Here is a 26,833-nt window from a genome sequence, read left to right as displayed (position 1 = left end):
ATATTCATTCATTTATGTTGAGCAGCCTCATATGAAACTGTATCAGCCTTTAATTGTAAAACATCTGCTGTTTTCAACTTACTTTGCTTTCTCTTTTGTTCTATCTGTACTATAGCACCTATTATTAGTACTGTCAATACCGGAGTGCCAATTTTTTTAAAAATGGAGCAGTTCCATATTGGATTTCTGCTCCATTCCCATGATTTTATTATATTTTACTGGCAAAACCGCTATTTACCATATACCATTGTCCGCCATCATTATAGCTTCCTGTGTACTCAAAAGCGATTCTCCCGTCCTTAAAGAACCAGTCACCGTATTCATTACTGCCAATACCGGTAAATCCTAAATCCAGCTGTCCATTCTTAAAATACCACCAGCCGTACTCATTTAAAGCCATTCCGGTATAGTTAAAATCCAGTGTGCCATTGTTAAAGTACCACCAGCCATATTCATTTAATGCCATTCCGGTATAAGTGTCACTGATATATCCATCTGTAACATATACCCATGTACCACCATTTAATGTCATACCGGTAAATCCCGTATTTAAAATACCGTTTGTAAACAGCCATGTACCATATTCATTTGCGGCAAAACCGTTATAGCCAAAATCAATCTGTCCGTTGTTAAAATACCACCAGCCGTATTCATTTGCCGCCATCCCGATATATACAAAATCAATTCTGCCATTGTTAAAGTACCACCAGCCGTAGTCGTTTAATGCCATTCCGGTATAATCTGTCAGTACCTGTCCGTTCTGAACATAGAGCCACTCGTCATCCGGAATAATCATCCCTGTAAAACCGAAATTTAACTGTCCGTCCGTATAGAACCATGTTCCATATTCATTGTTTGCAAGACCGTAAAATGTCGTATCCAGCTGTCCGTTGTTGAAGTACCACCAGCCGTACTCATTGCATGCCATACCTGTATATGTAAAGTCTACATCACCATTCTTGATATACCACCAGCCGTATTCATTTACTGCCATGCCACAGTAATCCGCTGCAATGGTATCATTTGCATAGTAATGCCAGTTACCATCTGCATCCTGACGCATTTCATAAATGACCTTTTCATCTGTTTCCGGCTTCTGTGTCGGGGCTTCTGTCGGCGCTTCCGTTGGTTTCGTTACTTCTGTTGGCGCTTCCGTCGGTTTCTGCGTTGGCTTTGGCGCTTCTGTTGTACCTTCGGTTGTGCTTTCCGTCGTCGCCTGTGTCGGCTTCTGCGTTGGCTTTTCCGTCGGCTTTGTCACCTCGGTCGGCGCTTCCGTCGGTTTTGTTACCTCTGTCGGCGCTTCCGTTGGTTTCTGCGTTGGCTTTGGCGCTTCTGTTGTACCTTCCGTTGGCTTTGGCGCTTCTGTTGTACTTTCCGTTGTTGGCTGTGTTGCGTGTACAATTGTAACGCTTACCTGTGTACGGTTTCCGGCTTTATCAACGGCTGTGATTGTATGCGCTCCTTCAACATCTGTGACCGTATAACCTCCGTTTTCACGACCTGCTAAAACACCGTCAATCTCCACATAGTCCAGATTGTCATCGTTTACCGTAAACTGAACACTGCCGCCGTATGTTTCATTATGCTTTATGCCGCTGATAACCGGTGAAGAACCGTCAAATACCAGTCCGTCTGTAGACAGATAGGCTGTATTACCGCCCTTATCTGTAATTTTAACATAAACAATACATTTTTTATCCGGATCAATTGCAAAACGCTGTTCGTAAACCGTCCAGTCTGAAGCCTGAATATTTTGCACTTCTTCCAACGTCTTTGCTTCCTCTGAAATCAGATAAAAAACCTTATCGATACCCAGCCCCAGATCATCTGCATGAATACCGACTTCCTGTCTTTCCTTGAAAAACTTTCCAAATGTCACTGCATTGCAGAATACGTTCCACTTATTTGTTGATACGGTAATCTCTCCTGTCGGAGCCGAAATGTCTTTATATTCTGCATTGATTTCGACATCACCGTCCGGCATGATAAATACAGCTGTTGCTGAATGGCTGTCCGTGTTCTCTGTAAAATCAAGTGCAGTATTGCCTGCCCACCGGTCAAATGCCATACCCTGTGCCGCACCTGCCGCAGTTATAGTGACAATGTCGCCTGCTGCATATTCTCCCGAACCGGTTCCATTGCCTACAATCACCTGATGCTTCTGCACCGGTTCAATATCTTTATCGGTAAATTCCACCGTACATTCTGCAAATATCTTATCTTTCTGGGCTTTTACCGCGCCGACTGTTTCAATATCGCCTTCATCATATCCGTTCGGGAAAAATAAAAAAGTATATGTTCCCGTCTTTGCCCCCGGATATGCTTCTAAAAAATAACGGTTTGGATAATTCTCTCCGTCCGTTACCAGCGCGACAGCTTCGCCCCAATTGGTTTCATTCAGACTTTCCGCATCTTCACTTTCCCAAAGTGACGTTTTCATAACCAAAACACTGCTTCCAAGCCAGTCGGTCACATCAGCACCGTCCATTAATACTCCCTGACTGTTATAACAGTCAATATCAAAATACACCGTGTCATCAGGAATTGAGCCGTCTTCCTTTTGGAAAATGCGGTTGATATTTACCGTTTGCGGTGCAGACTGAATCACCAGTCTGCCAACAGATAAGTCTTCTTCCTCCGGCTGCTTTGTCGTTGCTGTCCAGTTCGACTGTGTATCCACGGTATATTTAAAAAACCAGCCTGCTTTTGCCGGTGCAAAGCTTTCCTTAGCTGCCTTGCCCTGCGCCGTTATATAAGTATAACCTTCCGTGAAAACGGATGGAAACAGCTTATTACCGACTGCCGCCTTTGTTGTACCTGTTACATCCTTATCAATAATGACCTGATTATCCTTTTTTAATACAATATAGCCGTCTGCGATATTGTCTGACGTCTGATTTCCGGTGAAATTTCCTTTAATTTCAACGAAGATACTTTCATCATACTCTGTCAGATTTAAAGAGGCTTTATTTTTTACCTCTATATTTTTTAAACTGCCGGATACCAGGCACAGTTCCGCTTCATCATCCAATATAACATTTTCAACATTCTGGATATTGCCGTCTACAGAACATTTCTGTAAGGTCAGACTGGTGTTTTCATTGCCGTAAAAATCTTTTATTTTCGCACTGGCAATAATACTCTCTCCCATGCCTTTCAGCGTAATATCTGCACAGCTGTTATTTTCTGTATGAATTCCTTCACGAATAACCGTTTTTGCATCTGCATAAACTTCTGCGCTGCCTGTATATGCGGTTTTCCCATCACTCCCGGAATCATGGCTCATGTAAACGGCCTGAATCTTTGTATTTTCAACCGCATTGGTAACAGTCAATGATGCATTTTGTCCGACAACCGTATTTTTAAATCCGCCTGCATAGACTGTTGGGAGCAGTTCTTCTTCTGTTCCCCCAAAACCTCCCAGTCCGGAACCTGCACCACCTTTAACATACGTATCCACACTATCCAGTACCAGACTGTGTCCAGCCAGAAAAATCTCTCTATGTACGACGCTTTGTAAAGCATTCGTGGAAATAAAATGCAATTTTACATTTTGAATCGTAACATGATCACCGGTAAGCTGTACTGCACCTCTGATAATCAGTTCACTGTTGCTGTCCGCCCCTGTTATCGTCACATTTCCCGGTATCATAAGAGGTGTTCCCGCAGCATCCTCTGCAACCGTAATACTCCCACTGACAACAATTAAACTGCTGCCCGCCTGCAACGCCTGACGAAGCTGGCTTTCACTTGTAACAGTAACTGCCCCTGCACGTATATTCGCTGTATCTGCGTATGCATAAGTCATAAATGGAACAACTGTATTTGTTGTCATACACACTGCTGTCACTACGGCTGCTGCCGCAAAAATTCTTTTTCCTCTTGTAATGTTTTTTCTCAATAGCGCCTGCCTTTCCATACATTATTGTACATGTTTTATTCTTTCGTTTTTATAGTAGCAATTTAATATACCATATCTATTGATTGGTGTCTATAAAAAATTATTATTTTTTATCCTGATTTTTTATCCTGAAACATATTTTGCTATCGTTTCTATCAGCTTATCCGCATCCAGCGGCTTTGACACATGCTCATTCATTCCCGCCGCTTTGCAGTCTGCCACATCATCCGAAAAAGCATTGGCCGTCATTGCTATGATTGGTATCGTCTTTGCATCCGGCCGCTGAAGCGCCCGGATATTTTTTGCCGTTTCAAGTCCGCTCATAACCGGCATCATCAAATCCATCAATATAATATCAAATGTGCCGGGTTCAGCCTGTTCAAACAACTCCAATGCTTCTTTTCCGTTCCATGCTTTTGTAACAATCATGCCTTCATTCTCACAGATGAAATCTGCAATTTCCATGTTAAGTACATTGTCTTCCGCCAGCAGAACTTTCATGCCGTCAAGTACAACAGTTTTTGCTTCTTCATCCTGCACTGTATACTGTTCCTTCTTCTTATCCACCTGAAACGGCAGTCTTATTACAAATGTTGTGCCTTTCTCTTTTTCACTGGTATAATCAATTGTTCCCTGCATTACCTCTATAATTTTTTTGACAATCGGAAGTCCCAGTCCCGTGCCGCTGTAAACGGTCTGCATCATCTCTTTTTCCTGGGCAAACGGTTCAAACATATGCTCCTGGAAATCTTTACTCATACCAATTCCTGTATCCTGACATATGAATTCCAGCATGACTCTGTTAAAATCAGATGTACTCTCCGTTTCTGTCACCGAGGTCGTCACCGAACCACCTTCTTTATTATACTTAATGGCATTTCCCATAATATTTAAAAGAATCTGCCGCAGATGTAACGGACTGCCGATTAAATGCCAGTGCATGATCTGTGTCTGTATCGGATAAAAACAGACATTTTTCTTTTTTGCCTGTACCGTTAAAATGGACGTTACTTCATTTAAAATATCCTGCAAATCAAAAGAATCTTCTGAAAGCTGGATTTGTCCGGATTCCAGTTTATTCATATCCAGAACATCATTGACCAGATCCAGCAGAAAGCCGGAAGCCTCCCAGACTTTTTCACGACAATCGCTCTGTTTTTCCAAATCATCCTTATAATACCTACCGATTTCTACCATACCCCTGATTCCGTTAATCGGTGTACGGATATCGTGGCTCATTCTGCGCAGAAAATCTGTCTTTGCTATATTGGCACGGACTGCTTCTTCCATGGACTGCTTTAATTTTAACTGATATTCCACCTCTTTTTTCTGCTGTGCTTCAATAATCTTTAGCTGCTCATTTAATTCCCGCATATGAACCCGCCCGGATTTATTTCTTGCCACCGTTGCAGCTGCCCAGATAAGCATAGAAATACATAATGCCAAAAGAACTGTCCTGCGTGTTGCCGCAAACACTTCTTTCTGTGGATAATATACATATAAATTATAATCCCTGTATCGTCCTTTTCCGCCACAATAACGGTGTCCGTCACTTGTAAAATATACCAGATTATCTGAGCGTTCTATGGAACGTAATTCCTGTATAACCGGAATTTCCGTGGTTTGACAATTCTCGTATTGCGCATCATTTGTTCCGTAAATTTTATCATCAGCTGCTATAAAAAGGGTACCATTCATATTCATGGCATATCCGGCAAGCAGATTATTGACTGCCGCATAACTGTCTGTCAGACGGTCTGTATCCTGATAACAGTAGCAAAATACAACTCCCGGACTGTCTGTTCTGGATATTGCTGCCAGATCATACCATTTTTTGTTTTTCTGAATCCGTTCTGCATAGATTTTTTTAGAATATTTTGTAATCTCGCTGATTTTTTTATCCTGAATCAGTTCCTTCCATGCATCATAATCCAATCCGACATTGCTGTATTGACATTCCGGCTGCATATCTTCATCTAAAATGATAATTCCTGCCATCCGCTGTGCCTCTGTATAGTTCTTTAAATATACTGAATCAATTAACTCAGAATCCCTATGGATATCCGCTCCTACTTCAACTGCCTGTTCTGTCAGCCGTACCAGGCTCTTAATTTTATCTGCCTGTACGACCTCATCGTAGCTTAAGCACTGACTTTTTAAATAAGTCAGTGTATTGTCAAAGGTCTTCTCAATATTTTTTTTATCCGAGCGGACCGCCAGTATCAGAACGACAATAACCACTATAATGACAACCACGAGGAGTCCTTCGTATAACTGCACCTTCATTTTAGACTGTCCTGATTTTTTCATGGTGTAATCCCCCCTGCTGCCACGCGGTCTTCCATCCCATATTTTTCCAGAATACACTGAACCGTTCCGTCTTCAAGCATCTCCGCCATCGCCTGACGAAGCTGTTCTGCCTTCTGGGTGTCTTTATTTTTTGAAAAAGCCACACCCAGTTTTGAATCAATGATTTCCTCATCTAAAATGCGGTATTTCTGACCGGACTGCCTTAAATATTCCTGCATCACAATCTCATGTCCCGCACAGGCATCGACGTATCCCTTGCGCAGTGCAGCAAATAATTCATTCATCTCTACAAAGGAATACACATTTTTCACCTTGGGAATTATATCGTAACCCTGCCCTAAAAAAATCCGTTCAGGCTGTGTACTGGACTGTACCGCAACATTTTTCCCGGCTAAGTCATCCAGCTTATAAATATCACTGTCCGCCCGCACCATCACAACTTCCCTGCTGTACATATAAGGTCCGACCCAGATATAATCATCCTCCCTGCCATCCATTGAGAAACTGCCCCACGCACAGTCAACTTCACCGTTTTCTAAATAAATATCTTTATCATCCCACTGAATCTGTTTAAAGACCGGTGTATAGCCTATCCGGCGGCAAGCTTCTTTTGCCAGCTCCACATCAACACCTGCATAATCGCCATTCTCATCCTGATAATTATACGGCTCATAGTCATCGCTTCCGATAACCAGTTCGGGCTGTACCGTTACAGCTTCCTTTTTCTCCCTGCCACAGCCACACAGTGCCATACTCATCAGACATACAATACCAAAAGGCAGTACACTCCTTTTTATCCAATATTTCATTATTATCCATCCCCCTCATATTTACACTTGAACTGTTTTTATCATACTATATTTTTTATAAAAAATCAACATTCTGACAAAATCCGTTTTCCATAAATGGACACGAAAATGTACCTTTTATACATTTCCGTGTCTTAGCTGCATTCCGCCCTATATTTTAATCTTCATGCGGCAGATGCGGAATGATAAATTTTTCCCGAATATGAACTTTTTATAAACTCCTAAAGAAAAAGTTGACATTTAAAAATCTTCTCCCTATAATATCAAAAGTTAGGTTGCTAACCATTTCTTTAGAAAGGAGTGTGATTGGATTGCAGAATTTTGATGAAAAATCCGCTAACATGCACATGGGACGACTGATTCAGATGCTTTCCCACCAGATGAAACGAAAAAACTGCATTGTCACTATGATTGACGGTGACAGTCTGACCGTTATGCAGAAGCACATTCTTAAGTTCATTCTTTTGGAAACACTGCATCGGGAAATTTATCAAAAGGATATTGAAGAAGAGTTTCAGATCCGCAAGTCTACTGTAACCGGCATTTTACAGCTGATGGAAAAAAACGGATTTATCTACCGCGAAAGTGTTGAAAAAGATGCCAGACTCAAACGGATTGTGCCTACCAAAAAGGCAGAGGCGCTTCGTCCCAGTATCCTGTCCCACATCAACGAATCAGAAGCCCAGATGACCCAGGGCATTTCCAAAAAAGATGTGGCAGTCTGCAAGCAGGTGCTCCTGCAAATGTTACAAAACCTTTCTGAAAATAAACTATAAAATTAAGGAGAATCAAACCATGAACAAAACACTGTTAAAGTCCGTGCGTGAATATAAAAAGCAGTCCTTTCTGACACCGTTTTTTGTTATTCTTGAAGTTTTTATGGAAGTTCTGATTCCGCTTGAAATGGCTAAAATTATTGATGTGGGCATTGCAAACGGAAATTTAAACTACATTATCCAGCGCGGTATTATTTTAGTTGCAATGGCAATGCTTGCCCTGTTTTTCGGTGTGACTGCCGGTAATATGGCGGCCGTTGCGGCGGCAGGTTATTCCAAAAATCTGCGCCACGATATTTTTTATAAAATCCAGCAGTTTTCATTTAAAAATATCGACCACTTTTCTACTTCCGGTCTGGTAACCCGTATGACAACGGATATTACCAACGTACAGATGGCATATATGATGAGTATCCGTCTTCTTGCCAGAGCGCCGATTATGATTATTTTATCATGGGTTATGACACTCGTTTTAAATAAAACGGTTGCTATGCTGTTTTTAATCGTTATCCCATTGCTTGGCGGAACACTGATATTTATTGCCAAAAAGGCGCACCCGCATTTTATCAAGGTATTTGATGAATATGATGTTTTAAATAATTCCGTACAGGAAAATGTCAATGCTTCCCGTGTGGTAAAGGCATTTGTCCGTGAAGATTACGAAATTGACAAATTCCACATCATTTCCAAATATGTATACAGCCTGTTTACAAAGGCGGAAAAAATCGTTGCATGGAACTCTCCTGTCATGCAGTTTACCATGTACGTTGTTATTTTAGTCATTGTTGCGATTGGCGGAAACAGCATTGTTACCGGTACAATGCAGACCGGTGAACTGACCAGTATCATCGTCTACTCACTTCAGATTCTGATGTCCCTGATGATGGTAACTTTCGTATTCGTTATGATTATGATTGCGGAAGCTTCTACCGACCGTATCGCAGAAGTTTTAAATGAAGAACCTGAAATGCAGGATTCTGACGATGCTGTAAAGGATGTTGCAAACGGAGAAATCATTTTCGACCATGTAAACTTCAGCTATGCAGGTAAAGACGGTACTCTTTCTTTAAAAGATGTCTGCCTTCACATTCAATCCGGTCAGACAATCGGTATCATCGGTGGAACGGGAAGTGCCAAATCCACACTCGTACAGCTCATTCCAAGACTGTATGACGTAACCGGCGGCGCTGTCAAAGTCGGCGGTGTCGATGTACGCAATTACAATCTGGAAGCCCTGCGTGACCAGGTTTCCATGGTTTTACAAAAAAATGTTCTTTTCTCCGGTACTATTTATGAAAATATCCGCTGGGGAAATGAAAGTGCAACCGACGAAGAAGTACAGAATGTATGTAAACTGGCACAGGCTGACGGCTTTGTCCAGGAATTTCCAAACGGCTACAATACACAGATTGTCCAGGGCGGTAACAATGTATCCGGCGGTCAGAAACAACGCCTTTGTATTGCAAGAGCGTTGCTTAAAAAACCGAAAATCCTGATTCTGGACGATTCGACAAGTGCAGTTGATACAAAAACCGATGCGCTAATCCGTAAAGCATTCCGTGAAGAAATTCCGGATACCACAAAAATCATTATTGCACAGCGTGTTTCTTCGATTGAAGATGCCGACCAGATTATCGTGCTTGATGACGGTAAAATCACGGGTATCGGTACTTCTAAAGAACTGTTAAAGACCAATGAAATTTACAGAGAAGTTTATGAATCACAGGTAAAGGGAGGTGCTGAAAATGAGTAATGAAAAGAAAACAAAAAAGCCGTCCCGGCTTTCAAAAAATACACTCAAAACAGCCAAAAGACTGCTCAAATACGTAACCGAAACGTATAAGTTGCGTTTTGTGCTGGTATTTGTGTGCATTTTAATCAGCTCCGTTGCTTCTATTTCTGTGTCCTTGTCACTGAAATATATGCTCGATGATTTCATTATTCCGTTAATCGGACAGGAATCACCGGATTTCACAAGATTTTATCAGGCACTGGCTGTTTTAGGCTGTGTCTTTTTAATGGGTGTACTTTCTACATTTATTTATACACGAATGATGGTATACATCGGTCAGGGAGTGTTAAAGCGTGTGCGTGACGATATGTTTGAGCATATGCAGACACTGCCAATCCGCTACTTTGACCAGAATACCAACGGTTCTATCATGAGCCTTTATACGAACGATACGGATACCCTGCGCCAGATGATCAGCCAGTCGATTCCGCAGGCGCTGATGTCCTTTTTTACAATTATTGTAACGTTTATTGCCATGCTGGTGTTAAGCCCTCTGCTGACACTGCTTGCAGTTGCCGTTATCGGCATCTTAATTCTTGTAACAAAAGCTATCGGCGGAAACAGCGGTAAATACTTCGTGCGCCAGCAGGTAGCACTTGCCGACGTTACCGGATTTGTCGAAGAACGCATGAACGGTCAGCGTGTGGTAAAGGTTTTCAACCACGAAAGAAAGTCCGAAGAAGAATTTGACGCATTAAACGAAGCTTTATTTGAAAGCGCCGCAAATGCCAATAAGTACGCCAATATCATGGGACCTGTTATCGGTAACATCGGTAATCTCCAGTTCGTATTAACCGCAGTTTTAGGCGGTACGCTCTCCGTTATGGGTGTCGGCGGCATTACACTGGGTGTTATGGCTTCTTATTTACAGTTTACAAAAAGCTTTACACAGCCTTTCATGCAGGTCGCACAGCAGTTTAACTCTATCGTTATGGCGCTTGCCGGTGCAGAACGTATTTTTGCGCTGATTGATGAAACTCCGGAAGCGGATGAAGGAACGGTTACACTTGTCAATGCCACAAAGGATGACAACGGCATTCTTCATGAATGTAAGGAAAGAACCGGTATCTGGGCATGGAAGCAGACGGCTTCTGACGGCACGGCTTCTTATACCGAATTAACAGGGGATGTCCGTTTTAAGGATGTGACCTTCGGTTACAACCCGGATAAGATTATTTTAAAGGATATCAGTCTTTTTGCAAAACCGGGTCAGAAGCTTGCCTTTGTAGGTTCTACCGGTGCCGGAAAAACAACGATTACCAACCTGATTAACCGTTTTTACGATATTCAAAACGGTGAAATCCGCTATGACGGCATTGATATTACAAAGATTAAAAAAGATGACTTACGCCGTTCACTCGGTATTGTTCTTCAGGATACGCACCTCTTTACCGGTACGATTAAGGACAATATCCGCTACGGTAATCTTGATGCAACCGATGAACAGATTTACAATGCGGCAAAGCTGGCTCACGCAGACCAGTTTATCAATATGCTTCCGCACGGTTATGATACACTGTTAAGCGGTGACGGCGAAGAATTGTCACAGGGACAGCGCCAGCTCATTTCCATTGCCCGTGCCGCTGTTGCCGACCCGCCGGTTTTAATTCTGGACGAAGCGACTTCAAGTATTGATACACGTACAGAAAGTATCGTACAGAAGGGTATGGATAACTTAATGAAGGGACGTACCGTATTTGTTATTGCGCACCGCCTTTCTACTATCCGCAACAGTAACGCAATTATCGTATTAGACCACGGTCAGATTATTGAGCGCGGCGACCACGAAGATTTGATTGCACAAAAGGGAACGTACTATCAGCTGTATACAGGAAAACTGGAGTTATCATAAATTACCAATCCAAAATCCAATCCATGCAAAAAAAGCCGGACACGCTCTTTACGGACGTGTCCGGCTTTTTTTCTCTACCCACTCGTCTGCTTTTTCAACCAGCAGTGTCAGGTAGCGGAATAAGGATTCTGCCGCAAATCCGAATACGATTAATAACAGCATACAGATTGCCGACAACTGGCTCATTGCAAACAGGTGATTCAGCATAATACCGCAAAACAGCAGTCCTGCGATATTGCCAAATAATATGGCATATTTCATCTTGTTAAACGGTTCACTGATTTTAATTAAAATCATAAATCCGACAACCGCCAGTAACAGTGTCGCCGCTGTCGCAATATCCGCTGACGGCAGTGAAAAGACATCGCCGCATATCACCAGCGCACCAACCACAAAGACATCGGTCAGTCCGGCTGGCAGTGCTTTTAACAAAACTTTTTTGATAAATTTCCCTTTGATTCGTTCCTTGTTTGGCTCTAATGCCAGCAAAAATCCCGGAATACCGATTGTAAACATACTAATCAATGAAATGTGTGCCGGTTCCAGAGGATATGTAATCATAAATACCGCCGAAAATACCGACATCAGCAGGGAGAAGATATTTTTTACCAAAAACAGGCTTGCCGAGCGTTCCACATTATTGACGACACGTCTGCCCTCCCAGACAACCGAAGGCATATGTGCAAAATCCGAATCCAGCAGGACAACCTGCGCCGCCTGCGAAGCCGCTTCACTGCCCGATGCCATTGCTACACTGCAATCCGCATCTTTCATGGCAAGAATATCATTGACACCGTCACCCGTCATTGCAACTGTGTGTTTATCTTTCTGGAGTGCCTGCACCAACTGCTGTTTCTGCTTTGGTGTTACCCTGCCAAAAACCGTATACTCTCTGACCGCTTCTTCAATTTTAAATTGTGAATCTAACCGCGTGGCATCAATATAATTTTGCGCCCCCTCAATGCCTGCCTGCTTTGCAATCTCCGAAACCGTTTCCGGGTTATCTCCTGAAATGACTTTAATCTGTACACCCTGTGCTTTAAAATACGCAAATGTTTCCTTTGCGTTAGCACGGATTGGATTGGACAGCACAATAAAGCCCAATGGTGTCACTTCTTCCGTCAATCCGTTTTTCAAATCCCTGCCTGCATAGCGGGCAAATATCAGCACACGGTATCCTTTCTTTGTATAAGGAAGCAGTTCCTGTTCTACCTCGGAAAAATGGGACTGCATGACAAATTCAGGCGCCCCCAGTACATAAGCACCGTCGTTAAATACAACACCGCTGTACTTTACAGCCGATGAAAACGGAAAGACTTCCACTACCTGTCTGTTTTCTGTATCTGTATTTTTATGATTGACAGCATTGTCATTTTTTCCAATATTCTGCGCCATATATGCTTTTAATGCCTGCATGGTCGCATTGTTATCCTTTGATGCCCGGACATAGTCTTCCAACAAGGCTTCCAGCTCTGTTTCATGAAACCGCGTGGACTGTTCTGCTTCATCAAACCGGCTATATTGTCCCGCTGTATGCTCATTTTCCCCTGAAAATGCGTGAATCTCTTTGACACACATGGACGGCTCTGTAATTGTTCCCGTCTTATCCACACACAGCACGTCTACTCTTGCAAGTGTTTCAATACTTTTCATATCATGCAGTAACACTTTGTTTTTTGCAAGCCGCATGGTACTTAATGCCAACGCAATTGTCGTCAGCAGATACAGTCCCTCCGGTATCATGCCAATGATTGCAGCAACGGTTGACGTGACACCTTTTTGCAAGGTTGTGTGATTGATATAAAAACTCTGGTAAAATAAAATAATGCTAATCGGAATAATTATAATACCAACCCATTTGACAATCTGGTTAATCGAGCGCACCATTTCTGACTGCTCTCCACTACCCATGGATTTTGCCTGTGTCGCAAGTCTTGAAATATACGAATCCTTTCCCACTTTATCAAGCCGTGCGTAACATTCTCCCGCAACCACAAAACTGCCGGATAACAGCGGCATGCCTGCCTTTTTTTCAACTTCATCGGCTTCGCCTGTCAGAAGCGATTCATTGACCTGCACATTTCCCTCAAGCACTGTCGCATCGGCACAAATCTGATCGCCCGCGCGCAGTACCACAATATCGTCTTTTACCAGTTCTTCCGATAAAATCTGCTTTTGCATGCCTTCTCTTAATACGGTTGCATGCGGCGCGTTTAACAGATTCATTTTATCCAGAATCTTCTTTGCACGCAGTTCCTGTACAATGCCAATCAGCGTATTTCCGATAACAATCGGCAGAAATGTCAGATTCCGGTATGATTTTACGCATAGCAGCAATATTGAAATAATTAAAAATATTAAATTAAAATATGTAAATGCATTGGAAAAAATTATTTCTTTGATAGATTTATCCGTCGTCGTATCGGCACGGTTATCCAGTCCCTGTTCTACCCTGAGTTCCACTTCCTGTTCGGTCAGACCTTTAAGTTCTTTTACCGGCTCATTTGTTTTATCCCTCATTTTATCCCCCATGTCGTCACCTCGTTATTTATCACATATTTTTATTATAATCCGCCGCTTTCTCTGTTGGTATCAAAAAATTTATGAAATTTATTAAAATTGTATGTCAATTCTTACCATTTTACATGTGGTTTTTTCTGGAAATTTTTACAGAAAATGAAATCTATCCACCTTAAATACGATATGCCGCAAAATATGCCAAAAAAGGGACCGGCACTTCATTTTGTGCCGGTCCCGTAAAATTACATATTATCTTTTAAAATATCGTGGTCACGCAGTAATTTTTCAATGACATTGCCTTTTACAAGCTTTAATAAAGGCTTCTTTAAGGCATTGAGTGGTCCAGGCAGCTGAATTTCAAGCGGAGATTTTCCGTCCATCAGCTTTACGGAGCTGTCAAGCAATTCACGGACATCGTAAACACTGCCCCATACTTCCGGTACGCCACGGTCAACACCGAGCAGTCCGTAAACCGCTTCCATTGCCGTTCTTACAGAATACTCTGTTGTAAATACAGTATCTCTTGGTGTATCCGCAAACTGTCCGAGGAATGCAAAGTTTACACAGCCGTCCGGAATAACGTCCGGTCTGTCTCCCTTGGTTCTTGGCATAAAGAATGCTGTAATATACGGCATCATTGTCGGTACGCAGACTGCACTGTTTTCAGCGAGGTCTTCGATTTCTTCAACCGGCACACCTAAGTGATACAGCCATTCTTCTGTGATTTCCTTACCGGTACACTCTTTCATCGGCTTTTTAACATAATCGCCCGGTACATCGGTAAACAGTCCATATACCCATACGCAGACCTTATCTTTATCCTGGTCCTTAAACTGTCCCTGTCTGTTAATCGTCCAGCTCAACAGCCATTTAGAATCCTGACAGCTTACAATACCGCCTGTTACAACTTTTCCGCTCTTTGGGTCTCTCTTACAAATCTTTGTGATATATGGAATAATCTTATCATCAAGTGTTGTAACCGTTGCAGATTCCCAGTTCGTCTTTGCTACATCTGAACAGAACTTTTCAGGATGTCCGAATGACGGGTCCTGCTTTGCAATATTTTTCCAAAGGCTCCAGCAGCCGCTTGTGCGCACTTCTGCATCACCGTTTGGTGCATGGTTCTGGTCGCCGTAAATCGTTCCCTCCGTACAGCTTCCGTTTGTAACAAATACAAGGTCATTTTCAGTCAGGACAATGCCCTTTTCAACACCTTTTTCCTTACACTCAATCGCCGTTGCAATCTTTTTGCCGTCCTTATGCTCAAAAATAACATTTGTTACTTCTGTATTAAAGCGGAATTCTACGCCCGCATCTTCCAGATATTTCTTCATCGGCAGAATCAGGGATTCATACTGATTGTATTTTGTAAATTTTAACGCACTAAAATCAGGCAGACCTGCGATATGATGAATAAAACGCTGGAAATACAGCTTCATTTCCAATGCACTGTGCCAGTTTTCAAATGCAAACATCGTTCTCCAGTATAACCAGAATGTCGAATCAAACACTTCGTCATCAAAAACATCTTCAATCGTCTTGTCGTATAAATCTTCGTCCTTGGTCATAAAGAGCTTCATGATTTCCATACAACCCTTCTGGCTTAAATTAAATTTGCCGTCTGTATGGGCATCCTGTCCACGTTTTACCGTTGCACGGCATAATGAATAGTTCGGGTCTTTTTTGTTGAGCCAGTAATATTCGTCCAGCACGGAAACGCCCGGTGTTTCAATTGATGGAATACTGCGGAATAAATCCCACAGGCACTCAAAATGATTTTCCATTTCACGGCCGCCGCGCATTACATAACCGCGGGAAGCATCGTAAATACCGTCACACGCACCGCCTGCAATGTCCATAGCTTCTAAAATGTGAATGTTTTTGCCCGGCATCTGTCCGTCACGTACAAGGAAACACGCCGCCGCAAGTGAAGCCAGCCCGCTGCCTACAAGGTATGCATGCTTATCGTCAACACCTTCCGGTTTTTCCGGACGGGCAAATGCTTCGTAGTTGCCGTTGCTGTAATAAATACCTTTGCTGTTTTTTTCATACTTACCGCGTTCTGTATTGCGGTACTCGTTTCGTTCCTGTGTTTCGTCTGCCTTTTTTCCTGTCTGTCCGTTTTTTGCCTGCTTGTTTTCACTCGCCTTTTTTGCATATAATGCGGCTGCTCCTGCGCCGACTACGATTGCAGATGCAACACCCAGTTTTGATTTTTTTGCCATAATGACTGCCACCTTTCTGAATTCTCTAAAATTTATTATGAACGTTCCTGATGGTTTTATCATAAAGAATCGGCAAATCTTTTTCAATTTACAAAATCGTAAATTTGATTAAATTTTTATCAAATGCGGAAAGTTGTAAGGTTTTTATTTGCAAAATTATGAATCGAATTAGTAATACTGCCGTCCAGCGTGGCGCTCATTCTGTCTGTAATCTCTGTGTAATCCTCTTTCATTCCCTTGCCAATCCAGTCAAGCATGACACCGACAAACCCATATTTGTAAAAATCAGCAATGAAACTTTTTTCTCCTTCGGTAATGTCAAGTCCTTTGGATTTTTCCTCAACAACCCCCATGAGCAGATTGTGTGTCAGCATAAACAGATAATTTTCAATCTGTTCCCGGCTCAATGCATGATATGCGTTCATGATAAACGGCTTATTTTCAAGAACCGCTTCAAATATCTGTTTTAATCCTTCATGCCATGTGTCATACGTCTTTTTCCCCTGCAATGCCCTCGTTGCATCTTCCATGCAGGACCATTCTACCAAATCATAAATGTCCTTAAAATGATAATAAAATGCCATGCGGCTGATTCCGCAGTCGTCCGTCAAATCGCTGATTGTTATTTTATCCAGCGGCTTCTTTAAAAGCATCTGCTTGAGTGAATTTTCCAATGCACGTTTGGTTGTGTTTGACATAGCTGGCTCCTTTTACATCATAATTTACTTTTTACACTCATTATAACAGAACTCCCCACAAAAATCACCCGCATTTTCCCCACCGTAAAAAACGATTCTAACCCCCACCCTTGCCAAAGCGTAAAAAACAGCCCGCATACACCCACCGGATATTTCCCCCGGCAGGCGCATACAGGCTGCTTTGCCACTTATTTACTTTGCCGCCAGCTCTAACATTCTCTTTAACGGCTTTGCGGCTGCCTCCAATACATCCTGCGGAACTTCAACGTATGGCTGCATTTTTTCAAGTGCTTCTTCGACACGCTCTAATGTCACTTTCTTCATATTCGGACAGAACTGTCTGTGTCCGACTGAATAAAATTTCTTTTCAGGGTTCTTCTGCTGTAACTCAAAGAACACACCCATTTCCGTGCAGATAATAAAACGGTCGGCAACACTCTTTGTCGCGTAATCAATAATTTCTGATGTACTGCCTACAAAATCCGAAAGTTCGATAACATCTTCCGTACATTCCGGGTGCGTAAGCACCAGTGCTTCCGGATGCGCTTCCTTTGCTGCCTTTACATTTTCTGCATGAATACTCTTATGTACATGACAAAAACCGTCATGGAAGATAAAATGCTTTTCCGGCAGCTGTTTTGCCACATATCTGCCTAAATTGTTATCCGGCACAAAAAAGATATTCTGCTCCGGAAGATTTTTTACAACCTTCACGGCATTGGATGATGTAACACAGACATCGGACACTGCCTTAATTTCTGCGGTTGAATTGACATAACAGACTACGGCAACGTCAGGATTTTCTTTTCTGACCTGTTCTATCTGTTCTACCGTAACCATATGTGCCATTGGGCAGTCTGCGTGGGCATCTGCCATTACCACGTTCTTTTCCGGATTTAAAATTTTGGCACTTTCGCCCATGAAGGATACACCGCAGAACAAAATATTCTGCTGTATAACCTGTGTGGCAACCTTACTTAAATAAAACGAATCTCCTACATAATCCGCAATTTCCTGTACGGCACCGTCCACATAATAATGGGCCAGAATGACAACATCTTTTTCCTTTTGCATTTTCTTTATTTTTTCAATTCTGTTTTCCATGAGTTTTTCTGCGACTCCTTAGCGGTTAAATAACTGTGTTGATAAATATCTGTCACCTGAATCCGGTAATAATGCAACGATTGTCTTGCCCTTATTTTCCGGTCTTGCGGCTAAAATAGAAGCCGCCTTTAAAGCTGCACCAGATGAAATACCGACAAGAATACCTTCGCTGACTGCAAATCTTCTGCCCTCATCAAACGCATCTTCGTTTTCGATTGTGATGATTTCATCATATACATCTGTGTTTAACACTTCCGGAACAAAGCCTGCGCCGATTCCCTGAATCTTGTGAGGACCTGCTGTACCTGTTGAAAGTACCGGGCTGGATGCCGGTTCTACAGCAACAATCTTTACATCAGGATTCTGTGATTTTAAGTATTCGCCGACACCTGTGATTGTTCCGCCTGTACCGACACCTGCTACAAAAATGTCAACCTTGCCGTCTGTCTGTTCCCAGATTTCCGGTCCTGTTGTTGCCTTATGAGCCGCCGGATTTGCCTTATTGACAAACTGTCCTAAAATAACAGCACCCGGAATGGAATCTCTTAATTCTTCTGCCTTTGCGATAGCGCCCTTCATGCCCTTTGCGCCTTCTGTCAGCACCAGTTCGGCACCATAAGCCTTTAACAGGTTTCTTCTTTCTACGCTCATTGTTTCAGGCAGTGTAAGGATTGCCTTATAACCCTTTGCTGCCGCAACAGCCGCAAGACCGATACCGGTATTACCTGATGTCGGTTCAATGATTGTTGCACCCGGTTTTAAAATACCGTTCTTTTCTGCATCTTCAATCATTGCCAGTGCGATACGGTCCTTTACGGAACCTGCCGGATTCAGATATTCCAGCTTTACTAAAACATCTGCCTGCTCTGCTCCAACGTTTTTTGCATATCTTGACGCTCTTAATAACGGTGTTTTTCCAACTAATTCTAATGCGCTTTCTGTTATTTTACCCATATCAATTTCCTCTCTTTTCTTATATCATATATGTTTAGTAGGATTACTGTGAATTAATAGTACATCGAATATATCCATTTGTCAAGCAGCAATTTCTGTTTTTTACATTTTCTCCGTATCACGCAAAAAAAGGACAGCAATCGTAGATTGATTGCTGTCCTGTTATGCTGCTTCTGTTTCAATAATTTCAAAACCAGTAATTTTTATTACTGTCTTTTACAATGTAATCATAACATAGAAATTATGCTTTTGTAATTATCTACATATAAAAATTTTCAATAATGTATATACTATTATATGCACATTTTAAAAATAAATGTCTATTTTCAAGGCTTTACCCAAACACCTCCAGCAGTTCCTCCGGTGTTGCCACAATTTCATCTGCGCCTGCTTCTTCAAGTTCGCCCGGCTTTGCAAATCCAAAACGCACACCGACCGACTCAATCTTACACTTCTTTGCACCTTCAATATCATGCACGCGGTCGCCAATCATTACCGAATCGGCTTCAATTTCTGCCATGTCCTGCTCCGGGTGCTTTTGTGCAATGCGTCTTAACACTTCCGCAATGACGTCTGCCTTGTACTTAAGTTCTCCGTTCATGCCACTGCCCACTTCAATCTCAAAATACTGTGCCAGATGAAAATGCTTTGTAATACGCAGTGCAAATTCTTCCGGCTTAGATGTTGCCAGCGCCATGACATAGCCGCGCTTCTTTAATTCCTCTAAAACTTCCGGGATTCCCGCAATCACTTCGTTTTCAAAAATTCCCGTGTCGCGGAAACGCTCTCTGTACTTAGCCACACCGATTTGCGCCTGCTCTAAGCTTAAACCGTGATAACGCTGAAAGCTGTCGATTAACGGCGGTCCGATATAACACTCCAGCTTGTCTAAATCCGGTTCGTCAATGCCCAGTGATTTCAGTGCATACTGCACACATCTAGTAATGCCAAGCTTAGAATCCGTCAGTGTTCCGTCTAAGTCAAATAATAAATACTTCTTCTGCATTTCTACTCCAATTCTTCATATCCATAAATATATCTGTCACACAATTTTTTAATTTCTTCCTGCTCCTGCGCGGATGCCGCATCATACACGGCAACCGTATAAAATCCGCCTTTTTTTGCGCCCTGCACTGCCTTTAAAATGTCTTCAAACACGATACAGTGTGCCGTATCCGTCTGACAGCGTAAAGCTGCCAGTTCATAGACATCGGGATATCCCTTGCCACGCTCTACCTCATGCGTTTCCGTAAAGCTGTCAAACAAATCATAGATGCCGTTGCGTTTTAAGCATTTTTCAAACAGCGTATGCGTAGACGAGGTTGCCACCGTCAATTTCATGCCCTGTGCCTTTAATTTTCTTAAAAATGCACCGGCTCCCGGTTTTAACGTAATCACATTATCGTACTGCTCCTGTGCCATTTCATGCCACTCTGCTGCAATATCCTCTGCATTTTCATTCAGATGAAAACGTTCAATGACATATTTTGAACCAGTAATAAAATTGTGGTTACGGATTTCCTGCATATAATCTGCCGGAACGGCGATTCCACGTTTTGCAAGAAAATCAATATCAATCTTTTCCCACACCCACGTAGAATCAAGCAGTGTTCCGTCCAAATCAAAAATTGCACACCGATAATTTCCCAAATCCAGTTTCACTTTGCCATAATCCTTTCTTATTCTGAAAGCATTTTAATTCTGTTTTTGATATTGTTTACACTCATATTGTCTGTGTAACCGGTAATCAGCTCGTTATACTTCTGCGAAAGAAGCTGGTTTGCAATCGTTGTATTGTTGCTTTCATCATAACTGCGACTGATAAAATATGCCACAATGTAAGCTGAATTGTCTGTATCTTCAATGACCGTTACTTCACCGGCTTTTCTGTCCTGTGTAAATAACCAGTCTGCAAGCGATGAATTGGTTACGGAAGATTTTTTTGCACTCTTGCTTAAAGAAGCTGTTTCGTCTGCATATTTTTCCTTATCTTCATCGGTTGCGGCATACTGGGTACATGCCTGTGCAAAGGAAGCTTCATCTGTTACAGCCGCCGCCATGGCATCTGCTTTCGTCTTTGCCGCCGCCAGACTTGCCGTATCACCGGCTGTTTCTGCCGTAATTGTAAATGAGCGGTAATCTACCGTATCGTAGTTATCCTTATTTTCGGCATAATAAGCCGCTACTTCATCATCGGTTGCCGCCAGTGTTGTCTGTAATTCTTCCTGATAAGCCGCCGCTTTTAAATATTTCTCTACATACGGCTTAATACTGCTTTCTGTTGCATGACTGCCAAACAGCTCCTTATAGGCTTCCCCTACACTGATACTGTTGCTGTCTGCTTCGGATGCAATATTTTCAATAAAACTGTTATAATCATCTTCCAGCGTATTATATGTAAAACCGGCATCGTCCGCTGCCTTGTTTAACGCCTTAAATTCCTTGATTTTCGTAACTGCCGTATTGGCAAAATAGTCATACCATGTGTTATCTGATGAAGCGTATTTCTGGCTTGCATCGGATTTACCTGTATCATATCCCATATAAGATGTGAAATAAGATGCGTATGTCATTGTGCCGTATAAAGAAGAATTTAACAAATCTGATTTTGCCACGCCGTAGTAAAAGTCAAATTCAATCTGGCTGACCGGTGTGTTATCGACTTCAATAAATTTCTTATGCACCTTTGTATAATTGGATACCGCAACACACACTGCTATCACGATAATTGCCGCTGCCGCCGCAATGCAGGCAAATACGGCTATTTTTTTATCCCGCTCTGCCTTGCGCTGTGCTTCTTTTCGTTTCTGTACTTTCTTGTCATACTTGGTCACTACTTTTTGTTCCTGCTGGTTTTGTGGCCGGTTGTTCTTTGCCATTTTTCATGTCCTCCATTCATGCGGTCTTCTGCCGCTCTTTTCATAGTAAATTAAAAATGATATTCTTCCCGGATATCATCTAACTGCTTTATCCATAACTGCACCGCCGCATCACTTGGCATACGCAAATCACCTCTCGGCGAAACGGCAACACTGCCCACCTTTGGACCGTCCGGCAGACACGAGCGTTTAAACTGCTGTGCAAAAAAGCGCCATACAAATGTCCGAAGCCACTTATAAATTACCTCCGGCGCATATTCACCGTCAAATGCAATCTTTGCAATACGGAACAGCTTCTTAGGCTGTACCCCGAAACGCAGCATATGATACAGATAAAAGTCATGTAATTCATACGGACCGACCAAATCTTCGGTCTTCTGCGCAATCGTTCCATCTTCCTGCGGCGGAAGCAGTTCCGGACTGACCGGTGTGTCTAAAATATCAAGCAATGTATCAGACAATTCCTTATCCTTACAGTTATCCGCATAATACCGTACCAAATGACGCACAAGTGTCTTTGGAATTGAAACATTGACACCGTACATCGACATATGGTCGCCGTTATATGTTGCCCAGCCGAGCGCCAGCTCGGACATATCGCCGGTTCCGATAACCATGCCATTTGTCTGGTTTGCAATGTCCATTAAAATCTGTGTACGCTCTCTTGCCTGTCCGTTTTCATAGGTTACATTGTGCAGGCTCTCATCGTGTCCGATATCCGCAAAATGCTGATGTACCGCCGCTTTGATATTAATTTCACGAAGTGTACAGGACAGTCTTTTCGTCAATGTCACTGCATTGCCATACGTTCTGTCTGTTGTACCAAAGCACGGCATTGTCACGCACGTAATACCGCTTCTGTCCAGTCCCAGCAAATCAAATGCACGTACGGTTACAAGCAGTGCCAGTGTGGAATCCAGTCCGCCGGAAATACCGATAACGGCACTCTTGCACTTTGTATGCTCCAGACGTTTTTTCAGTCCGTATGTCTGAATATCTAAAATTTCCTCACATCGGCTGTTACGTTCCGCTATATCTGACGGCACAAACGGTGCTTTGTCAAAATACCGGATTAAATCCAAATCCTCCACGACCGTTTCAAATTCCGTCACCGTATAGCCGGAACAGTCTGTATCCACCGTAAATGTAGACATTCTTCTTCTTTCAAATGCAATTCTTTCCAAATCAATATCGGCATACACATTCTGATTGGCAAATTTCTCTGCCTCTGAAAGCAGTGTGCCGTTTTCCGCTATCAGGTTGTGTCCGCTAAAGACAATATCCTGCGTGGATTCGCCCTCGCCTGCACTCGAATAAATGTAGGCACTCACCAGTCTTGCCGACTCGCCCTTTACCAATTCCCTGCGGTATGATGCCTTGCCAATCGTTTCATTGCTGGCAGAACAATTTACAAGCATCGTTGCGCCATGCATGGCATGTGCCGTTACCGGCGGATTCGGTGTCCACAAATCCTCACAGATTTCTGCCGCAATTACAAAATTCTTCATATTTTTGCATACAAATAACTGATTCATGCCAAACGGAACACGCTGTCCAGATATTTCAACCGTTACACACGTTTCAAAGCCCGGTGTAAACTGTCTTCTTTCATAAAATTCGCCGTAGTTTGGCAGGAATTTCTTCGGCACAAGCCCCAATAATTTTCCGCCACAGAAAACTGCCGCCACATTGTAGAGTTTTCCCGCATAAGTAAACGGAAGTCCGACTACATTGACCATGCCCGGCATTTCTTTCGATGATGCAACCAGTTTTTCCAAGCCCTCTAATGCACCGTTTATTAATACTTCCTGTAAAAATAAATCATTGCAGGTATATCCCGTCAGACACATTTCCGGAAATACGGCAACCTTCGCCTTTTTTGCAAATGCCTCCTTCATGCCTTCTAATACCTGCTGTGTATTATATTCGCAGTCCGCCACCCGGATAACCGGTGTCAGCGCCGCTGCTCTTACATATCCATGCTTCATAAAGCACCTTCCTCATTTCTGCAATCCTATATTCGCTGTCTGTTCATGCCGCACAGCAATTCCTTCCGATTTCCTCCGGTACGGCACACGACATGCTCACAGTATATCATATCTCATGCCCTGATGTCTACAAATCCGCACCGCCTGTCCAGCACCAAAACTGTTCTGACACTAAAATCACAATGATAAGTGCCATGTTCCCAACGGCAAAAGACATGAGCTTTACGAAAAACTCATGTCTTTTACAACTCGTCTATGATACTGCCTATCTTGGCATTGTCTGTTCCAGTGTGGAATCGGTCATCTGCTCCTCGGCATTTCCGCTAAACAAATCCTCCACACCGCGTCCGGCATCTTCTAAAATTGTACCGGCTTCCGTAACCGCATCCTTCACACCGGTTGCCGCATCAGTTACAATTTCTTCAATCACACCGGTTGACTCATGGTTGTTTCCTGAATCAGTATTACTCCCGGTTTCTTCATTTTTTTCATTTCCGCACGCCACAAGTACGCCCATACTCAGTACAAGCAGTAACCCGACCAGTGCCAGTTTACATTTTTTCATAAGAACCTCCACACGTTAAAAGATTTCTTCTACAGTATGGACATCTTTTTGAAAATTTATACCGTTTCCTTTAAATGTCTGCTTAAATATTTGTACAAAACAAATGTCACTACGCCGTCAATCGCTGATTTTATCAAATTAAACGGTGCAACTGCCAGTGCAACAAACGAAAAAAGATTGTGGATTGAACCGTTAATCTTACTGCCCATTTCAATAAACGCCGAAACCGGCATACCGTATAACTGCGAATATTTCGGCAGCAGATAAAAGGCATTTAACAGTGTTCCGCTGATAATTAAAATAACACCGCCTGCTATCAGTGATACAACCGCCATTTTTTTCGTTTTATGTAAATGATAAATCACTGCCGCCGGTACAACATACGCACAGCCTAAGATGAAATTTGCAAAATCCCCGACAAATGCCGTGGTCGTTCCTTTCAGACACATATGCAGTAACACTTTGACGGCTTCAATAATGACACCCGCACACGGTCCTAATAAAAATGAACCGATTAAAACCGGAACTTCACTGAAATCCAGCTTATAAAATCCCGGCGCTAAAAATACCAGCGGGAAATCAAAATACATCAATACCACTGCCACCGCAGAAAGCATTGCCATAATCACCAGCTTGTTGACCTTCGTCTTTTCCGATGAAAATTTGACATGAGTTTTCTTTTCAATCAGCTTCTCACAGCCAAATGCCACAAAATATGCCATCACAACCATGATTAACGATATCACAATAAAATATACGGTATCTTTCATAACCACGCTCCTACTGCTTCTACAGCCTTTTTAATTTCTTCCGGTGGAAGTACCAACGCAAAACGCACATGACCTTCGCCCTCGCTTCCGAATGCACTGCCCGGCGTGCAAAGCACCCCTGTATTTTCCAGTAAATCCATGCAGAACTTTTCTGATGAGGTATATCCCTTTGGAAGCGGCGCCCATACAAACATCGTACCTTCTGAATACGGAACCTGCCAGCCGATGCCGTTTAAACCGCCGCACAGCGCATCCCTGCGCTCTTCATAAGCCGCACACTGCTTTCTTACTCCGTCCTGTGGACCTGTCAGTGCAGCAACAGCCGCCTTCTGCACAATAAAGCTCGTTCCGTAGTCAAACTGTGAACGGACTGTCTTAAACTTCTGAATCAGCTCTTTATTTCCCAATGCAAAGGAAATGCGGATTCCCGTCAGATTATAGGTCTTTGACAGCGAATTAAATTCAATGCCGACCTCTTTAGCTCCCGGCACGGAAAGGAATGAAAATCCCGTTCTGCCGTCATATTCAATCTCTGAATACGCATTATCATGAATAATTGCAATATTATACTTCTTTGCAAATGCAATAATCTTTTCGTAATCTGCCTTTTCAATGCAGGTGCAGGTCGGATTGAGCGGATAAGAAACCACCATCATCTTTGCTTTTTTTGCAAGTTCCTCCGGAATCTTATCCAATGCCGGTGCGTAATGATTTGTCTTATCTAACTCATAATACGCAATCTTCGCATCGTTTAAAAAAGGACCCGCTTCAAATACCGGATAGCCGGGATTCGGCACTAAAACCACATCACCGGGGTCGCACAGTGTCAGTGCGACATGGGCAAAGCCCTCCTGCGAGCCTGCCAGTGATAAAATCTCATCATCCTGCAAGGTAACACCGTAGCGGTTCTGATACCAGCCCTCTACAGCCGATAACAGCTCCCCGGTATCTCCCAGCGAATACTTGTATTCCTCCGGATTTTTTGCCGCTTCACTGACTACGTCCAATACATGCTGTGCCGGCGGAAAGTCCGGTGTTCCTACAGACATATTGTATATCTTTTTTCCACTTTCTATGAGCGCCTGTCTTTTTTCATTTAAAATGTTAAAAATATTGGGCTGAAAGCTTTCCGCTCTTTTAGAAAACTGAAATTCCATAACCTTATCTCCATTCCTACAATCATTTTCCTCAAAAACCAATTATCCAACATCAAGCAAAGCTTGATGTGTGAAAAATGCCGCACGGAAACTTTTAAAAATTTCCGTGCAGCCTGTTATTTTTTATTTTGTTTCAGGAAAATGTGTGTAATCCGTAATATCCGCAACACTGACTTCCAGTACGCGGTGACCGTTTAACAGCTTGTTCTGAATTGTGAAAAATGCAACAATCATGCGGATTTCTCCGGTCTTTGATACAACCTCATGACGATAGCAGGCATATTTTTTCTCAATAAACTGCTCTCTTAATTCTGCAATAATTTCACTGTATTCTAAATCCGGTACAAACTGCTTAAATACCAGACCATTCTTTACATCGTCTTCTGTGTAGCCTAACAGCTTTGTAAATCCGTCATCGATTTTAATAATCTTACCGCTGCGCATTTCTGTTGAAAACTGTGCATATGGAATTGCATGCATCTTTTTTGCTGACATAACAACCTCTTTTCTGCCGTTTGCACGGCGTTTGCTTA

The 26,833-nt window shown here is 42.6% G+C and carries 19 protein-coding genes; 3 read left to right on the top strand and 16 right to left on the bottom strand.

The genetic code is table 11. The annotated features are described in order from the left end of the window. Positions 1-208: 208 nt before the first annotated feature. The 3 genes from LI288_RS05020 to LI288_RS05010 form a co-directional block, all read right to left on the bottom strand. Complete coding sequence (locus LI288_RS05020; RefSeq protein ID WP_227089802.1) at positions 209-3,901, bottom strand: InlB B-repeat-containing protein; 3,693 nt, start codon at positions 3,899-3,901, stop codon at positions 209-211. A 123-nt stretch (positions 3,902-4,024) separates the two neighbouring features. Beyond that, positions 4,025-6,211, bottom strand: coding sequence for an ATP-binding protein (locus LI288_RS05015; protein WP_227089648.1), 2,187 nt, complete (start codon positions 6,209-6,211; stop codon positions 4,025-4,027). After that, positions 6,208-7,020 carry a substrate-binding periplasmic protein gene (locus tag LI288_RS05010; protein WP_227089647.1) on the bottom strand — a complete coding sequence of 271 codons (813 nt, stop codon included), beginning with the start codon at positions 7,018-7,020 and terminating at the stop codon, positions 6,208-6,210. Before LI288_RS05010 ends, LI288_RS05015 begins: the two co-directional genes overlap by 4 nt. A 311-nt stretch (positions 7,021-7,331) precedes the next feature. On the opposite strand from LI288_RS05010, the gene LI288_RS05005 reads away from it, so the two are divergent. The 3 genes from LI288_RS05005 to LI288_RS04995 are packed head-to-tail and all read left to right on the top strand — an operon-like array spanning position 7,332 to position 11,440. Next, positions 7,332-7,796, top strand: a complete 465-nt coding sequence (locus LI288_RS05005) for a MarR family winged helix-turn-helix transcriptional regulator (RefSeq protein ID WP_227089646.1) — start codon at positions 7,332-7,334, stop codon at positions 7,794-7,796. A 19-nt stretch (positions 7,797-7,815) separates the two neighbouring features. Next, complete coding sequence (locus LI288_RS05000) at positions 7,816-9,549, top strand: ABC transporter ATP-binding protein (protein ID WP_227089645.1); 1,734 nt, start codon at positions 7,816-7,818, stop codon at positions 9,547-9,549. Next, a complete protein-coding gene (locus LI288_RS04995) occupies positions 9,542-11,440 on the top strand; it encodes an ABC transporter ATP-binding protein (protein WP_227089644.1) in 1,899 nt (632 codons plus the stop codon). The genes LI288_RS05000 and LI288_RS04995 overlap by 8 nt, the downstream gene beginning before the upstream one ends. A gap of 48 nt (positions 11,441-11,488) precedes the next feature. Here LI288_RS04995 and LI288_RS04990 read toward each other — a convergent pair whose 3' ends face one another. The 13 genes from LI288_RS04990 to LI288_RS04930 form a co-directional block, all read right to left on the bottom strand. Next, positions 11,489-13,960, bottom strand: a complete 2,472-nt coding sequence (locus LI288_RS04990) for a cation-translocating P-type ATPase (RefSeq protein ID WP_227089643.1) — start codon at positions 13,958-13,960, stop codon at positions 11,489-11,491. Positions 13,961-14,202: 242 nt separating this feature from the next. Continuing rightward, a complete protein-coding gene (locus LI288_RS04985) occupies positions 14,203-16,185 on the bottom strand; it encodes an oleate hydratase (RefSeq protein WP_227089642.1) in 1,983 nt (660 codons plus the stop codon). A 119-nt stretch (positions 16,186-16,304) separates the two neighbouring features. Further along, a complete protein-coding gene (locus LI288_RS04980; RefSeq protein ID WP_227089641.1) occupies positions 16,305-16,883 on the bottom strand; it encodes a TetR/AcrR family transcriptional regulator in 579 nt (192 codons plus the stop codon). Positions 16,884-17,075: 192 nt separating this feature from the next. Continuing rightward, on the bottom strand, positions 17,076-17,987 hold the full coding sequence (gene nadA, locus LI288_RS04975) for a quinolinate synthase NadA (protein WP_227089640.1): 912 nt from the start codon (positions 17,985-17,987) through the stop codon (positions 17,076-17,078). Positions 17,988-18,005: 18 nt separating this feature from the next. Then, positions 18,006-18,941: a cysteine synthase A gene (gene cysK / locus LI288_RS04970; protein WP_227089639.1), complete on the bottom strand. Its 936-nt coding sequence runs from the start codon at positions 18,939-18,941 to the stop codon at positions 18,006-18,008. Positions 18,942-19,275: 334 nt separating this feature from the next. After that, complete coding sequence (locus LI288_RS04965) at positions 19,276-19,947, bottom strand: HAD hydrolase-like protein (RefSeq protein WP_022433281.1); 672 nt, start codon at positions 19,945-19,947, stop codon at positions 19,276-19,278. Between the two features lie 2 nt (positions 19,948-19,949). Then, entirely contained in the window at positions 19,950-20,603 is a 654-nt protein-coding gene (locus LI288_RS04960) for an HAD family hydrolase (RefSeq protein ID WP_227089638.1), read from the bottom strand. 17 nt (positions 20,604-20,620) lie between these two features. Further along, positions 20,621-21,820, bottom strand: coding sequence for a peptidyl-prolyl cis-trans isomerase (locus LI288_RS04955; protein ID WP_227089637.1), 1,200 nt, complete (start codon positions 21,818-21,820; stop codon positions 20,621-20,623). A gap of 50 nt (positions 21,821-21,870) precedes the next feature. Further along, positions 21,871-23,808: an NAD(+) synthase gene (locus LI288_RS04950; RefSeq protein WP_022433278.1), complete on the bottom strand. Its 1,938-nt coding sequence runs from the start codon at positions 23,806-23,808 to the stop codon at positions 21,871-21,873. Between the two features lie 265 nt (positions 23,809-24,073). Beyond that, positions 24,074-24,373: a hypothetical protein gene (locus tag LI288_RS04945; RefSeq protein WP_022433277.1), complete on the bottom strand. Its 300-nt coding sequence runs from the start codon at positions 24,371-24,373 to the stop codon at positions 24,074-24,076. Between the two features lie 56 nt (positions 24,374-24,429). Beyond that, positions 24,430-25,143, bottom strand: coding sequence for an ECF transporter S component (locus LI288_RS04940; protein ID WP_227089636.1), 714 nt, complete (start codon positions 25,141-25,143; stop codon positions 24,430-24,432). Then, complete coding sequence (locus LI288_RS04935; protein WP_022433275.1) at positions 25,140-26,300, bottom strand: pyridoxal phosphate-dependent aminotransferase; 1,161 nt, start codon at positions 26,298-26,300, stop codon at positions 25,140-25,142. The genes LI288_RS04940 and LI288_RS04935 overlap by 4 nt, the downstream gene beginning before the upstream one ends. A 123-nt stretch (positions 26,301-26,423) precedes the next feature. After that, the gene (locus LI288_RS04930) at positions 26,424-26,795 is read right to left on the bottom strand and encodes a PAS domain-containing protein (protein WP_022433274.1); all 372 of its coding nucleotides are present in this window, start codon (positions 26,793-26,795) and stop codon (positions 26,424-26,426) included. Positions 26,796-26,833 lie beyond the last annotated feature (38 nt).

The organism is Lachnospira pectinoschiza (assembly GCF_020564355.1).
Classification (GTDB): domain Bacteria; phylum Bacillota; class Clostridia; order Lachnospirales; family Lachnospiraceae; genus Lachnospira; species Lachnospira intestinalis.
The sequence above is the reverse complement of the archived record's forward strand: the minus strand, read 5'-3'. Positions and strand labels throughout refer to the sequence as shown.

What these genes read in the sequence shown, in the direction of transcription:
- nadA (WP_227089640.1), bottom strand. Translation starts at nt 17,987, where the DNA reads ATGGAAAACAGAATTGAAAAAATAAAGAAAATGCAAAAGGAAAAAGAT.
- LI288_RS04945 (WP_022433277.1), bottom strand. Translation starts at nt 24,373, where the DNA reads ATGAAAAAATGTAAACTGGCACTGGTCGGGTTACTGCTTGTACTGAGT.
- LI288_RS04955 (WP_227089637.1), bottom strand. Translation starts at nt 21,820, where the DNA reads ATGGCAAAGAACAACCGGCCACAAAACCAGCAGGAACAAAAAGTAGTG.
- LI288_RS04995 (WP_227089644.1), top strand. Translation starts at nt 9,542, where the DNA reads ATGAGTAATGAAAAGAAAACAAAAAAGCCGTCCCGGCTTTCAAAAAAT.
- LI288_RS05000 (WP_227089645.1), top strand. Translation starts at nt 7,816, where the DNA reads ATGAACAAAACACTGTTAAAGTCCGTGCGTGAATATAAAAAGCAGTCC.
- LI288_RS05010 (WP_227089647.1), bottom strand. Translation starts at nt 7,020, where the DNA reads ATGAAATATTGGATAAAAAGGAGTGTACTGCCTTTTGGTATTGTATGT.
- cysK (WP_227089639.1), bottom strand. Translation starts at nt 18,941, where the DNA reads ATGGGTAAAATAACAGAAAGCGCATTAGAATTAGTTGGAAAAACACCG.
- LI288_RS04935 (WP_022433275.1), bottom strand. Translation starts at nt 26,300, where the DNA reads ATGGAATTTCAGTTTTCTAAAAGAGCGGAAAGCTTTCAGCCCAATATT.
- LI288_RS04930 (WP_022433274.1), bottom strand. Translation starts at nt 26,795, where the DNA reads ATGTCAGCAAAAAAGATGCATGCAATTCCATATGCACAGTTTTCAACA.
- LI288_RS04985 (WP_227089642.1), bottom strand. Translation starts at nt 16,185, where the DNA reads ATGGCAAAAAAATCAAAACTGGGTGTTGCATCTGCAATCGTAGTCGGC.
- LI288_RS04990 (WP_227089643.1), bottom strand. Translation starts at nt 13,960, where the DNA reads ATGAGGGATAAAACAAATGAGCCGGTAAAAGAACTTAAAGGTCTGACC.
- LI288_RS04940 (WP_227089636.1), bottom strand. Translation starts at nt 25,143, where the DNA reads ATGAAAGATACCGTATATTTTATTGTGATATCGTTAATCATGGTTGTG.
- LI288_RS05015 (WP_227089648.1), bottom strand. Translation starts at nt 6,211, where the DNA reads ATGAAAAAATCAGGACAGTCTAAAATGAAGGTGCAGTTATACGAAGGA.
- LI288_RS04950 (WP_022433278.1), bottom strand. Translation starts at nt 23,808, where the DNA reads ATGAAGCATGGATATGTAAGAGCAGCGGCGCTGACACCGGTTATCCGG.
- LI288_RS04980 (WP_227089641.1), bottom strand. Translation starts at nt 16,883, where the DNA reads ATGTCAAACACAACCAAACGTGCATTGGAAAATTCACTCAAGCAGATG.
- LI288_RS04965 (WP_022433281.1), bottom strand. Translation starts at nt 19,947, where the DNA reads ATGCAGAAGAAGTATTTATTATTTGACTTAGACGGAACACTGACGGAT.